The 13,824-nt window shown below is 40.0% G+C and carries 14 protein-coding genes; 3 read left to right on the top strand and 11 right to left on the bottom strand.

Annotation, left to right across the window (positions count from 1 at the left end; translation table 11 throughout):
- The 3 genes from hisS to ACKPEB_RS21550 form a co-directional block, all read right to left on the bottom strand.
- Positions 1-1,007: histidine--tRNA ligase (hisS, locus tag ACKPEB_RS21540; RefSeq protein WP_408967066.1), on the bottom strand; the 1,007-nt coding region annotated here is incomplete at its 3' end.
- Positions 1,008-1,025: 18 nt separating this feature from the next.
- Entirely contained in the window at positions 1,026-1,337 is a 312-nt protein-coding gene (locus tag ACKPEB_RS21545; RefSeq protein ID WP_408967067.1) for a hypothetical protein, read from the bottom strand.
- Positions 1,338-1,358: 21 nt separating this feature from the next.
- A complete protein-coding gene (locus tag ACKPEB_RS21550; protein ID WP_408967068.1) occupies positions 1,359-1,661 on the bottom strand; it encodes a LuxR C-terminal-related transcriptional regulator in 303 nt (100 codons plus the stop codon).
- 435 nt (positions 1,662-2,096) lie between these two features.
- Between ACKPEB_RS21550 and ACKPEB_RS21555 the strand changes: the two genes are divergently transcribed.
- The gene (locus ACKPEB_RS21555) at positions 2,097-2,327 is read left to right on the top strand and encodes a photosystem II protein, Psb35-related (RefSeq protein ID WP_408967069.1); all 231 of its coding nucleotides are present in this window, start codon (positions 2,097-2,099) and stop codon (positions 2,325-2,327) included.
- A gap of 282 nt (positions 2,328-2,609) precedes the next feature.
- On the opposite strand, the gene ACKPEB_RS21560 is transcribed toward ACKPEB_RS21555, so the two are convergent.
- From ACKPEB_RS21560 to ACKPEB_RS21595, 8 genes are all read right to left on the bottom strand, one after another.
- Positions 2,610-3,125 carry a cupredoxin domain-containing protein gene (locus ACKPEB_RS21560; RefSeq protein ID WP_408967070.1) on the bottom strand — a complete coding sequence of 172 codons (516 nt, stop codon included), beginning with the start codon at positions 3,123-3,125 and terminating at the stop codon, positions 2,610-2,612.
- Between the two features lie 66 nt (positions 3,126-3,191).
- Positions 3,192-5,462, bottom strand: a complete 2,271-nt coding sequence (locus tag ACKPEB_RS21565) for a heavy metal translocating P-type ATPase (protein WP_408967071.1) — start codon at positions 5,460-5,462, stop codon at positions 3,192-3,194.
- A 162-nt stretch (positions 5,463-5,624) separates the two neighbouring features.
- Positions 5,625-6,623 carry an RNA polymerase sigma factor, RpoD/SigA family gene (locus ACKPEB_RS21570; RefSeq protein WP_408967072.1) on the bottom strand — a complete coding sequence of 333 codons (999 nt, stop codon included), beginning with the start codon at positions 6,621-6,623 and terminating at the stop codon, positions 5,625-5,627.
- A gap of 567 nt (positions 6,624-7,190) precedes the next feature.
- Entirely contained in the window at positions 7,191-8,960 is a 1,770-nt protein-coding gene (locus ACKPEB_RS21575) for a helicase HerA domain-containing protein (RefSeq protein WP_408967073.1), read from the bottom strand.
- Between the two features lie 219 nt (positions 8,961-9,179).
- Positions 9,180-10,355: a homocysteine biosynthesis protein gene (locus tag ACKPEB_RS21580; RefSeq protein WP_408967074.1), complete on the bottom strand. Its 1,176-nt coding sequence runs from the start codon at positions 10,353-10,355 to the stop codon at positions 9,180-9,182.
- A 59-nt stretch (positions 10,356-10,414) separates the two neighbouring features.
- The gene (locus ACKPEB_RS21585; protein WP_408967075.1) at positions 10,415-11,461 is read right to left on the bottom strand and encodes an AI-2E family transporter; all 1,047 of its coding nucleotides are present in this window, start codon (positions 11,459-11,461) and stop codon (positions 10,415-10,417) included.
- A 52-nt stretch (positions 11,462-11,513) separates the two neighbouring features.
- Positions 11,514-11,744 carry a hypothetical protein gene (locus tag ACKPEB_RS21590; protein ID WP_408967076.1) on the bottom strand — a complete coding sequence of 77 codons (231 nt, stop codon included), beginning with the start codon at positions 11,742-11,744 and terminating at the stop codon, positions 11,514-11,516.
- Positions 11,745-11,759: 15 nt separating this feature from the next.
- On the bottom strand, positions 11,760-12,056 hold the full coding sequence (locus ACKPEB_RS21595) for a hypothetical protein (RefSeq protein ID WP_408967077.1): 297 nt from the start codon (positions 12,054-12,056) through the stop codon (positions 11,760-11,762).
- Positions 12,057-12,672: 616 nt separating this feature from the next.
- Here ACKPEB_RS21595 and ACKPEB_RS21600 point away from each other — a divergent pair.
- A complete protein-coding gene (locus ACKPEB_RS21600) occupies positions 12,673-12,981 on the top strand; it encodes a hypothetical protein (protein ID WP_408971301.1) in 309 nt (102 codons plus the stop codon).
- A 99-nt stretch (positions 12,982-13,080) separates the two neighbouring features.
- Positions 13,081-13,611 carry a type IV pilin-like G/H family protein gene (locus ACKPEB_RS21605; protein WP_408967079.1) on the top strand — a complete coding sequence of 177 codons (531 nt, stop codon included), beginning with the start codon at positions 13,081-13,083 and terminating at the stop codon, positions 13,609-13,611.
- Positions 13,612-13,824 lie beyond the last annotated feature (213 nt).

Consider the following 13,824-nt stretch of genomic DNA (forward strand, 5'->3'; position numbering starts at 1 on the left):
AAATTGCCCCTAGAAACCATATAAAAATCTAAGCTAGAACCCGGAAGAGAATTCAACTGTTGTAATAGAATCACTAACCGTTCTAACCCAATTGCCCAACCCACCGCCGGAGTTTCTGGCCCCCCTAATTCTTGAACTAAACCATCATAACGACCGCCCCCGCAAACGGTAGCTTGAGCCCCTAAATCATCAGAAATAATCTCAAACGCTGTATGGGTATAATAATCTAAACCGCGTACTAATCGAGGGTTCAAAGTGTAAGGAATTTCTAACGCCGTTAATAAGTGTTTAACTTGTTCAAAATGAGCGCGAGAATCTTCTCCTAAATACTCTAAAATACTCGGAGCATCTTGAACAATTTCCTGTGTCCGTTGATCTTTACTATCTAAAATTCTTAAAGGATTTCGAGATAAACGATCTTGAGAATCTGGATCTAATTCGTCTTGATATTGTGTTAAATAATCCACTAAAGCTTGACGATACGCTTGACGATCCGTTGCATTTCCCACAGAATTTAAGTTGAGGTTTAAATTTTTTAACCCTAACTTTTGTAAGATATGAGTTGCGATGGCAATCACTTCGACATCAGCCCTCGCATCCCGACTTCCTAACACTTCAACCCCAATTTGATGAAACTGCCGTTGACGTCCGGCTTGAGGTCGTTCATAACGAAACATCGGCCCGGTATACCATAACCGTTGCACTCCTCCGGTCGCGTGAAGTTTATTTTCAATAAAACTCCGAACCACACCCGCCGTTCCTTCTGGACGCAGGGTAATTGAACGTTCACCCCGGTCAACAAACGTATACATTTCTTTTCCAACTACATCCGTCGCTTCCCCAATTCCCCGTTCAAATAAAGCCGTTTGTTCAAAAATTGGGGTGCGAATTTCCTGATAATTTGCCTGCAATAAAATCTCTCTGGCAACAGACTCTACCCATTGCCAGTATCCAATTTCATCAGGCAGAATATCTCGTGTTCCTCGTAATGCTTTGATCAGTTCCATTGGTTTCTTAATGAATCGTCAGTCCTGTGGCGGATCGATTATCTCCCAGGTTCCATAACGATCGTTATAATACGCCAAAATTTGATCAATCTGTTGACGAGTTGTAGCGTCTTGGGTGGAATCATATTCGATCCATAAACTCCCAACTTGGCTTTCAGTATAATCAAATTCGAGGGGGATTTCATTGGGACTGATCCGGGTAGGAATTAACCCTGTGTCCACTCCTTGCACCTGACGCAAATGGGCTGCGACTTCCCGATAAACCGTTAAGGGAAGTTTCCGACAGCGAACTTGATAGCGAAGCCGTTGTTTCTGTTGAACTGTTTGCATTAACTTTAACCTATTGTTTCGCTATTCTACTGAAGAAGAAACCATTGATTCGGTTTCATCCTCAGTCGTTATAAGCGGTAAAGGACAACAGTTAATATTATCCAGACAAACCTTCCCCCATTGCAACGCCCACCGAACTAATGCTACTCGGTTATCTGTTGAGGTTTTTGTGAGAATATTACTGATATGATTATCAACAGTACGTTTACTAATCTCTAGTTTTTCAGCAATTTCTTGATTGGTTAACCCACTCGCCACTAACTCTACAACTTGCAGTTCTCGATCCGAGAGTGCAACAGGGCTGCGAGAATTGCTTTGTGTCATATTAGTTTCCAATTTCTGCATAATTACCTATTCATTATTCTAAAGGGAATCTGTTAGATCAAATCCTTTACCCGACCAGACGCAGTAATTTTTAATAAGCTTTGGCCCTAGAAGATATTACTGGCATACCTCAAATCTAGCAGAAATGCTTATCACTTCTTTGTTAATTCTTCCTTAATTTTAAGGGTTAACGGTTGCTAGTTGACGGTTGACTGTGTAGAGACGTGCCATGGCACGTCTCTACTGACTTGTTAATCGGCGAGGAGACGTTGACTGTTAATGGGCGAGGTTTCCTCGCCCCTACTGCCCCGACCCCACCTAACCCGGTACGGTAAACACACCCAAAAAAATCTGTCAAGTTATTGCAATATTTTTTAACTATCTGTTACAATCGTTTACATAGAAAGCGAACTAAAACAAATTAGGAGAAAAATTATGTTTACCGTTTTAATTTCTTTATTCATCATTGGTTGGGTTGCGGCTGCTGTCATTGGGACTCAAGCTTACTTCCTGGGTGAACAAACCAAACCCATTCACGAACGCAACTGGAATTCTAACTCCTTTGAACAAATTGCCCAGTCTGTTACAGGTCAAGAAACCGACTACAGTGTCCGCATCCCCGCCTATAGTTTAGATGCTTACGCCAGCAATAATTTAGGTAATTAATTCCCTAATATTCAAGCTCAAAAGACAAAAAAATAAGTAACGTTTTTACCCTTGCAATTCGTGGAAGATTGCAGGGGTATTTTTTGGTAAAATTAGCAGAAACCGGGTTTCTGAAGGAAAATTTCTGATTCTTATAGCGCTACGCTCAAGGGAACAGCTTAACAGGGAACAGTAAGAACTAAAAGGGTTTGCTGGATTCAGAAATGTCCTAACTGTAATGCGTAGCGCTATAGAATAAGAACTGGGTTGATTTCCTCTGGAAGTTGGTAATTTTTGTAATCCTCATTGAGGCTGAACTTCTAAAACTCCTCGCACCATATTCATCCCGCAACTAAACGTATATTCTCCCGATTTTTCAGGGATAAACTCAATGGTTGTGGTTTGATTAAGGGGGAGATCTTCAGCAATATTAAAGTCTGGAAACAAAACTTTATCTAAGCAATGGCTTGGGTCTTTACGGATAAAGTTAAGCCGGACTTTTTTACCTGATTGAACCGTAATGCGATTAGGTTGATAACCTCCATCCACTAAAATTTCTAATTCTTGGGTATCTTGATTTAATGTGGCTTTTTTGGCTTTAGGTTTACTTAATAAAAACCACCAGAGTTCTAATCCGATTAATGCCAACCCGCCTGCTGTAACCGCCATTTTGGTTGATAAGGGTTGTTCAATTGTCCGAAATTGAGGATTAGCAGGTTCTGAGTGAGATTCCATTGCTTGTAGAGGAGCAGAATTAACCATTAAAACTGATAGAAAAATTCCGCTAAATTGTAATCCTTTTTTGATTTTGATATTCATAATTTCACTCTTTATTCTAATAAAAGTTGCTATATTTTAATTCTCAAGACACTTTCTGACTAGGAATTAATTGAGTTTAAACTGACGTAAACGTAAAGCATTGGTAACAACAGAAATTGAACTCATCGCCATAGCTCCTCCTGCAATAATGGGATTGAGTAACCAACCCGTTAAGGGGTAAAGAATTCCCGCCGCAATGGGAATTCCGGCTGAGTTATAGATAAAAGCAAAAAACAGGTTTTGACGAATATTATTCAAGGTTGCTTTACTTAATTTAATGGCGGTGACTAAACCGATTAAATCCCCTGAAATTAAGGTAATATCACTAGCTGCGATCGCAACATCTGTCCCTGTCCCAATAGCAATTCCCACATCAGCTTGAGCTAAAGCTGGAGCATCATTAATTCCATCTCCCACCATTGCAACAATTGGAGGCTGTTTTTTTCGCCCTTTCCGTTCAGTTTGCAGAGATTTAATAATATTCCCTTTTTGGTCAGGACGAACTTCTGCAAACACCCGTTTAATTCCCACTTCAGAGGCGATCGCTTCGGCTGTTTTTTGATTATCTCCCGTTAACATAATCACCTCTAATCCCATTCTTTGTAAGGCTTGAATTGCAGTTTTAGAAGTGGGTTTCACCGCATCAGAAATCGCCACTAATCCTTCAATTTCACCATCAATTGCTATCCAAGCTGTTGTTTTTCCTTCAGACTCCCAACTGAGTTGATACGGTTGCAAAGGTTTAGTTTCAATTTTTAATTCTTGCATCCAGCGAGCAGTTCCAATTTGCACAAATCGATCTGAAATATACCCTTGGACTCCCATTCCTGCTAAAGCTTGGAAATTCCGAATTTCTGGTAAGGGAAAAGTAACCCCTTGAGCTTTAGCATATTGAACAATTGCTTCTGCTAAGGGATGTTCAGAGTATTGCTCAATGGCTGCGGCTAATCTTAATAATTTTAATTCCTGATCATTGTAGGTTCCCTTAACAGTTACATACTGGGTTACAGTCGGTTTTCCGGCGGTAATGGTTCCGGTTTTATCTAATACAATTGTTTGGATTTTATGAACTAATTCTAAACGATCGGCTCCTTTAATTAAAATACCCTGTTCAGCCCCTAAACCGGTTCCTACCATCACAGAAGTGGGTGTTGCTAATCCTAATGCACAGGGACAAGCAATAATTAAAACACCGAGGGTTGTTGTAATCGCCAGGGTAAGATTTCCGGTCAAATTAAACCAGAGAATAAAAGTAGCGATCGCAATGGCAATCACAACCGGAACAAACCAACTCGTTACTTGATCTGCTAATTTTTGAATCGGTGCTTTTGACCCTTGTGCTTGTTGAACTAACTGCACAATTTGCGCTAATACGGTATCTTTTCCCACCCGTGAAGCTCGAAATTTAAAGCTTCCGGTTTTATTAATTGTCGCCCCAATCACTTCATCCCCTGGATGTTTTTCTACGGGAATACTTTCTCCTGTCACCATTGATTCATCAACCGTAGAATTCCCTTCCATTAATTCACCATCAACGGGGATTTTTTCACCGGGACGGACTCGAATAATATCACCCACCTTCACCGCTTGAATGGGAAGATCAATTTCTTCACCAGACCGAATCACACGGGCGGTTTTTGCTTGTAATCCTATTAATTTTTTAATCGCATCAGAGGTTTTACTTCTGGCGCGATGTTCGAGTAATTGACCGAGTAAAATCAAGGTAATAATAACCGCAGCCGATTCATAATAAACATCGGGATTTAAGCCTTGATTGATGAAAAATTGGGGAAATAATGTAACAATAATAGAATAAAAATAAGCTGCCCCTGTTCCCAATGCAATTAAGGTATTCATATCAGCTTGATGACGTTTTAATCCTTTCCAAGCCCCTAGAAAAAAGGATTGACCTGAGCCAAATAAAATCGGTGTTGTCAGGATTAATTGTAACCCAGGGTTGTGCATCCAAGCGGGAATCAAAGGTAAATTTAAACCCGTCATCATGGGCAATCCCCCGATGACTAAAAACACACTAATAATGGAACTAATTACAACTTTTTGGGTTAATTTTTGTTCAATTTCTCGGTTTTCTTGTTCATAATCTTGGAGATGGGAAGTTGTATCTTCTATCAGTTTTGCACTATATCCTGCATCAATAACTGCCTGTTGAATTTCTTCAATATTAGTTTGCTTGGGATCAAATTCAACGGTTGCTTGTTCAGCACCAAAATTAACGTGACAAACCCCAACCCCATCAACATTTTGAATGGCGGTTTCTATGGTATTAGCACAGGACGCGCACCCCATTCCCTTTAATTGGAAATAGCTTGTTTTCATTCCTGACTGACTCACCTTACGACCTACAATGTTATTTTAAAGTCTCCTGTTAACTGGAGTGTCAAGGAGGAATGGAAAATCATATTTCTATATTTTGGATACTGTCTGACATAAAAAAATAGAGACGTTTCATGAAACGTCTCTACTTCAGATTTAATATTCTTAACTTGCTAAATATTCTCGAACTTGCGCTTTCCGACGGCGTAGATGGTTTAATGCTTGGTTTTCCAATTGACGAACCCGTTCTCGGCTGATGTTCATCCGAACACCGACTTTAGACAGGGACATCTCCTTACCATCTTCCAACCCATACCGCAGGGTAATGACTTCCCGTTGCTGCGGTGTCAAGTCCGCCAGTAAGTCTTTCAAGTCTTGACGCAGTAACTCTTGAGTCACAAGGGTATCGGCGGAGGTGCTTTCATCTTCTAAGAGATCTTGCAGTTCCGTATCTTGATTATCCCCGACTCGCAAATCTAAGGACACCGGATGACGAGAAGCCAACAAATAATCTCGAATTTGGCTCGGATCTAACTCTAAGGCTTCTGCAATTTCTGCCGCCGTGGGGTTACGGCCTAATTTTTGCACCAAGTCCCGTTGAACTTTTTTAATTTTGTTGAGTTTTTCAGTAATATGGATGGGTAGACGAATGGTGCGAGAATTTTGAGCAATCGCACGGGTAATGGCTTGACGAATCCACCAATAGGCATAGGTCGAGAACTTATAACCGCGCATGGGATCAAATTTTTCTACACCCCGTTCTAAACCGAGGGTTCCTTCTTGGATTAAATCCAAGAATTCCATATTGCGTTTTTGGTATTTTTTAGCAATGGACACCACTAAACGCAAGTTCGCCTCAATCATTTTTTGTTTAGCGCGACGTCCTTGCTCCAGGGTGGTCTGAAGTGTTTCTTCACTCATCCCCACTGCGTCAGACCATTCTTGTGGGCTGGGTTCTCGACCCAGTTGATTAACAAGAGCCTCTTTCGCTTCCAACTGTTGCATCATCTGTTGTACCTGTTTGCCATAGGTAATTTCTTGTTCCCTTGTCAGCAAAGGCACACGACCTATTTCATGCAAATAGGTGCGAACTGTGTCAGTGGTGGTAGGTCGAGCGTTTCTGGAAAGCGCTTGATTTTTGTGTTGAGGATTGACAGTTGGCATGGGTATGATTTACACTCCTAAAACAGAATTTACAGGGGTCGCAAATTTTCCTCCTCTATCTACAGGAGGTTTTATGAGCCTGAACAACACAGGTTAGGAAGGGTTTCAGTCTTAAGGCTGGCTCCAAATCTTGTCTTGCTCTGTAAAATCAAGGTTAACTCTGTCCTATCCGTTTTGTCGCTGCGTTTGAATGGTTTGCTTCTAGGATCTAGGGCTATTGTTTCGTTGGATTTATCGTTTTTTCCTAGTTACCCCTAAAAGTTGAATAACTCCATCAGGCTGTCAGGTTGCCAACCGAGGCTCGGCTTGGACAGAAAATCAACATTGACTTTCCGGGTTCATCTCCCGCTTCCTCGTTTTAGGAAGCTTAACATTGTTTACATAGATTTACATCTCTCAGAATTATGACATACAACTAGGGGTGAAAGTCAAGGGCTTCATGGGGGAATTTGTTATTGTAGCAACTTTTGTTTGAATATTTTAATCGTGCCCTAATTTTTTTGATAATACAACTGTAGTGATTGAGTAATAACCGAACTTTAGGTTATCGGTTATCTGTTGATCAATTTAAAATCCTAAATCGTCTTTAGCTAAGGCGGCTGCTTCTAAGACCTGAGCATCGGATGCTTGTGTCCAGTCCGTTTCTGCAATTTCTCGATAGAAGGTTTCATCATAGGGACGAGTCCGAACAACAACAGGCATGGGAACCGCATGACCTAACACTAAGGCTTGTTGTTTAGAATCTAATTTGGATAAGACCGAGCGTAAACTTTGACCCCCAGAAACTCCGGTAAAAATCGCATCAATATCTTTATCATCATTCAGTAACGCGGTAATGCGGGTTCCCACTTGGGACATCACTTCAGCATCAATTCCAGAGGGACGTTGATCAACAATTAATAAGGTGACAAAATATTTTCGCATTTCTCGCGCAATGGTTCCAAAAATTGTAGAACGCACAATGGCAGGATCTAAAAAACGGTGTGCTTCTTCAATGGTAATGACTAATTGTGTAGGACGATCTAAGGGATCTTTAGACGCTAAAAATTTCTCGGCTTTTCTAACATAAGCGTGGTGAATCCGACGAGTAATCATGTTGGTTACTAACATATAAGATAACATATCGGATTGAGAACCAAATTCAACGACAACATTTTTTCCCGCATCTAAAGATTGTAGAATTCGGTCAACATAATTCGATGGACAAGTCGGACGCATATATTTTAAATTATCCATCCGCATTAATTTCCGTTGTAGCGACATAATTGACCCTTTATGTCCTCGACGTTCATCACAAAAAAGTTGGATTTCTTCATTGGTCATTGATAATAATTGTGTGATCCAATCTTTTCCAAATTCACTACGGAGAATATTGGCATTATCAATACTCGCTTCGGAAAGATTTAATTCCCGTTGCACTAACATAATATCTTCGACTTCAATTTGATTGTAACTGAGATATAATTCTTGAGCATCTTTAATTCCTCGTCGTCGGGTTGATTCAGGATCTAGCGTATAAACTTCTACTTGACCCGGAAACAATTGTCTTAAGCCTTTAACGGTATTAAATTGTTTACCCTCTGATACGGCTTCCCAGCCGTATTCCGAGTGCATATCAAAAATTAAGTTAACGGCAGCTTTTTTCTTAATAATTCCTGATAATAATAATCGCGTTAAAAAGGATTTTCCCGTTCCTGATTTTCCAAATACTCCATTACTGCGTTCGACAAACCGATCTAAATCTAAACAAATCGGTACATCCATATCTAACGGTTTTCCGATGGCAAAATTCCGCCGGGTGGGGTCATCTTCCCAACCAAAAATAATTCTAAAATCCCGTTCACTGGCTTCATAAACCTGGGAAAAATGAACCGGAATGGTTTTAACCGGTAAGAGTTCAATTTCGGTGCTATTGGTTTGAGGTTGAAAAGAAGCGATAGCGGCTATTCCATTTTTACCATTATTTTGAGAACGAGAAGACCTCGCCCCTACTTTTTGTTGTTGGGTGGCGACACGAATCAGTTCTTCTTCTTCGGAAAATTCCCGACTCAACATTAACATCGGACTGAGTTCTATGGTTCCATAGGTGCTATTTCCCGCTAAAATTGCTTGTAAAAAATCATCATCAGGTTGGGGTGGGTTAGCAATAATTCGAGGGCTGGAGGTTCCCAAGGAAACATCGGTTAGTAAACAGAAAAAATGCGATCGCTTCCCCCGGACGACTAAAAATTTTCCGACCCGCATTTCTTCGACAGACACATCAGGATGTAAGCGAACTTCTAACCCTTTTGTCAGGGAACCTTGAATTACAGAACCAAGGGGTTTATCAGTCGTCATAGTGCAGTTTTGGGGGTGAGGAACGGGGAACTTTCGTTACGAATTGGGGGTTTATCGGGGGTTGTTGTATTGTTCATAATGCAACAATTTTACCGAAAATCAATTTTTACTCCAAATTTCCCTGTTTTCAATATCTACTGTTTGTTGTTTTCCGTCAAGGGATTTGACCTTGATTGTTTGTTTTATGACGGCTGACTTCTGTGATGATTCCTGAGTGATTTAATCTAAATTAATTTGAGATCCCCAAATATTTTGAGGTAGAAAAGAGCGATCTAGGGGAAGGGTAGCAACGGGTTCTGTTAAGGTGAAAGTCCCAGATTCAATCCATTTTTTTAACTCTTGAGCAATTTCACGAGATCGGGAAATACTCGCAAGAGGTGCGGTTTTGACTGTTTTTCCATCAATTAATATTTTTCCTTTTTTAAGTTGACTATAGCTGACTAAACCAAAGGTTGGACGAACCCGTCGGGGAATGGCAAAATCAACTACAGGCGCAACAATTTCTGCGTCAGAAACTGCACAACGAGTAATCACTTCTTCATTTAAAACGGGTAGAGGAATTCCCACTCCTAACATTAAGGACGGCCCATAATTTTTAAAATAACAACCTCTTACCCAATAGGAATTCATTTGTTTTGCATCTCCAATTAAGGCTAAGGTAGCAGCAGGGCCAATAGGCGTGCGATTTTCTAAGCGTTTTTGTAGGGGAAAATGTTGCGTTCCTTCCCAAGTAATATAGCCAATTCCTCCTCCTAAAAAAATCCGGGTTCCTATCCCAATGAGTTGTAAATCTGGGTCATTAATTAAGGGAGAAATTGCACCCGGATTAGAATAAACCGCGTTTCCTAAATAGGGTTGTAGGGGGCCTAAATAAGTATAAAGCGGGCGATCACCGCCATTGACTCCGACAATAAAATTTTGATAGAGATTACGAGGATTAAATAAATAGAATTGGTTAATGGTATCACGGGTAATTGTAGTTTCAAAAGAACTACGGGGATAACAATCTGATACTACTCCTGATGCTTTTAGATGCACCGATTTTCCAGCTATTAAATCTTCAATGACATGACCTCCACCTCGTTCATGGCCATCTTCCCCATCTTCCACTATTTGACTCGCACCGAGATATAAATCAACCGCACCAAAACCACTATAAGTAGGAACTCCATCTAACCAACAGGTTTTAATATTAATGGGGGGATCGGTATGACCTAAATTGATCACAGCACCGGAGGCTTCCATCGGTTCAAAAGTTCCGGTAGTAATTACATCAACTTCTTGAGCAATTTGAGAGATATTATCGGGGGTGACTTTGGCTTTTAGTTCCTCCACAGTCCAAACAACGGCACGATTTTGAAGAATTTTATCGTTAATTTCAGCAATAGTTTTCATGGAATTTTAACACCCCTTTGCTTAACTCTCTATGTTTTACCTTTTCAAATTGTAAGGAATTATTGTTCCCACTGATCCAGAATATCTCGAATCAAGATTTCTTTGACTAGAACTTGTCCAACAACGGTTAACGGTAATGCTAAAAGTAAACCGATAAACCCAAAAAAACTTAGAAAAAAGCCTTGAGAAATTAAGGTAATTGCAGGTAATAAAGAAACTTGTTTTGCCATGAGATAAGGCATTAAAAAATTACTTTCGGCTTGTTGAATGAGAAAGTATAAAATAAAAACAAACCCGGCTTTCCAAGGATCTTCTAATAAAGCGATCGCCATCGGAGGAATGACACTTAAAGTTGGGCCAATATTCGGAATTAAATTCAGAAAACCTGCTAATATTGCATTAGCAAAGGCTAAAGGAACTTGTAAGGCTAAAAGTCCGGTTAAACTGCAAATTGCTACAACAGTCATATCAATTAAAGCACCAACCACCCAGAGTCCTAATGCTTCTTCACATTGATCTAAAATTCCATTCATTCGTTGACGATAAAATGAAGGAATTAGTTGAATAAAGGCTTGACGATAGGCGAGAGGATCAGCTAATAACATGATAGTTAAAACAATGACTAATAAAAAGCTAAATACTCCTCCTAATGTATTTCCTAAAAATGTTCCAACTCCACCAATGACAGGATTTCCTAAACGTTGTAATTGTTGAATAAGAGCGTTAATTTGTAGATTAACCTGAAATAAATTTTGCCACAAATCACCAGGAAGTTGTGTTTTTAAGTCATTAATCCAGAGATTAAGCCGTTGTAATCCTCGTTCTAAACCTCTAGGAACCCGGGTTGCCAGTTCTTGTAATTGGTCAAATAAAGGGGGAACAACTAATAGAAATATTGTTACAAAGGTTAAAATCAGTAAACTAATGGAGAAGAAGATTGCCCAAGAGCGTTTAATTTTAAAACGCTGTATCCATCGAGCTAATTTGTTGAGAGCGGTTGCTAAAACAATCGCAGCAAAAACAAGCAATAAAGCTTGTCGCACTTGCCAAAGGATATAGATTGCACAGAGAATTGCGCTAAAACCAAACCACTGTCCAATTGTCACAGGATAAATAGGATGAGTTGAAATTCTAATTATATCTAAGGTACGATGTTTATCAATCCGAGAACAGGTGACTTTTTTGTTTAGTTTTTTTGGGGGGTGCGATCGCTCTTTTCAATAGTTTAAAAGATGCAGGATTAGATTCATCTAGTATAGCCCGAAATCCATTTAATGTTGCTTCTGAAGCTGTTGGTGTCAGTATCCAAAGTTTAGGATAATCCGCTTCTAAAATTCGAGTTTTATTGCGGTTGGCTTCCCGTTGAGACTCGCCTCGAACTTGCAACAATAGAAACCGGGTTTCTCACCCAGATTTTAGTAATTTTATCCAGATCTTTGGTGGAGAAACCCGGTTTCTGCTACAGATTTCATCAGGTGTGGCTGGGTTGTAAAAGGGTTCAAACAAAGCGGGTGTTCTGGCTAAACGTCCTAACAATCCTAAAATTTCTGCATTCACTTCTTTTTCAGGTTGAGGAACAAACCAAACATCAATTTGTCGAACTTCTCCTCGCACTTCGCGCGGTGCTTGAACTTCCCCTAATATTGAGAGTAATTCTTCTAAATAATCTTTGGCAAATTGATCGTAAATAAACCGAGTCATGTTAAGTAATTGGTCATTTTTTGCTATTTTTTAACCAACGATTCAGGCTGTTGGGAATGTTGTCTCATCCGCCAACTCAATAGCACGGCTAGAATTACCGAAGGTAAGCAGACCGCAATACCAGCAATCACTGAAGATTCGGGAACCGACAGCAAAGGGCCAACAAACTTGATCAACACCGATAGTCCTAGTGACAAGATTAGAACTTTGAGTAAAAATGTAGTTTTGTTATCCATAGAGGGCATTGTATAAAGAAAGGAGGTGCAATGGGGTAGCCACTACTGGTCAGTGTTATAACTGGGTAGAAACCAAGTTTCTCAACAAAAAATCAGGATGGAATTATTCAAATTGAGGTGAGAAACCCTGTTTCTGTAGGATCGCAACTTTACAGTTTACCGTTTATTGTGGAATTTAAAAACACCCATGCAGAACCCCAACCCTGAATTATTAGAAAAAAAATGATGAATCCCTTTATTTGCTTCCTGATATTACCCTTGCCCTAAAAGCAATGAAGTCTGTTTTAAAACCAGAGGGAATCATTAGAACCAATCTTCATAGTTTCTATGAGCGGAGTAACCTGTTTAGAGCGCAGTCCCTATTTAAACGGATTGGATTGATGGATGGAAATCCGGGGGAACTGGAAATTAAATTAGCCAGGGATACAATGAAGGCTTTAAGAAATGAAGTCTTACCAACCCTTGTACCCATTACTCTTGACAGTATCCGTGCTGCCTGTTTGTTGCCATTATGGGATGGATCACAATCTGTGATCTCGTTGGTAGAACGTTGGCAACAGATCCAGCCTGTAGATCCGGTGACGCTAGAACCGATTCATCGTCAAATGGCATTTGACCAGGTGAAAAAGATTCTAAAAACCTTGGATTCCTTTCTATATGTGATTTTGGAGCGTTCAGAAAAAAATTGAGAAAAATTTTTGGCAAGGGTGATATGAAGTTGTCAGAAGGTGGGTAAGTTAGAACTACCAGAAAAAAAGTTAAACATCCCCCTAAGAGGAGAAAAGACTATGAAGACTGAATTTAAAGCGAAATTCCTGCAATACGTTGCTAATAGAAAAAAAGAAGAAGGTTTCACCTTAATTGAATTGTTAGTTGTTATTATCATTATCGGTATTTTGGCTGCGATCGCTCTGCCTTCCTTCCTCAACCAAGCCAACAAAGCTAAACAGTCTGAAGGGAAACAGTACATTAGCTCGATTAACAAAGGCCAACAAGCTTTCTATGCTGAGAACACGAACTTTGGTACAGGCATTGAGGCTCTAGGAATCGGTCTCAGAACCCAAACCACTAACTATAAATATGTCATTCCAGCAACGGGTGCTACTGGCGCAGGCGCATCAGCTGCACCAGCAAACGTTGCCCTCAAAGGATATGCAGGGGCTGTAGGATTAATTGCATCAGGTGACGCTAAAACTACCTCCAGTGTACTGTGTGAAGAAGTTATGACGGCTGACTGGACTAGCGGTGTACCAAAGTACCCATCTTCAGATTATACAGATGTTACCTGTGGAACAGGTCAAACTGCTGTGACCAAGTAACTTTGTTGACAGTCTAGTTTAGAGACAGATAGAACTGAATGATCATTAAAAAGCGGGTAGGTTCAAATTGCTACTATCCGCTTTTTAACTTTATCGCTATTATTAAGTTGTATGAATTCTCAACAGTTACAAACCCTGCCTCCTAATTGGGAGGAAGAAGCAAAAAAATATCTTCACAATAATAATTACGTTCAAGCGGCACAACTGTATGAA

Origin of the sequence: Planktothrix sp., assembly GCF_046067725.1 — a bacterium.
Lineage (GTDB): Bacteria > Cyanobacteriota > Cyanobacteriia > Cyanobacteriales > Microcoleaceae > Planktothrix.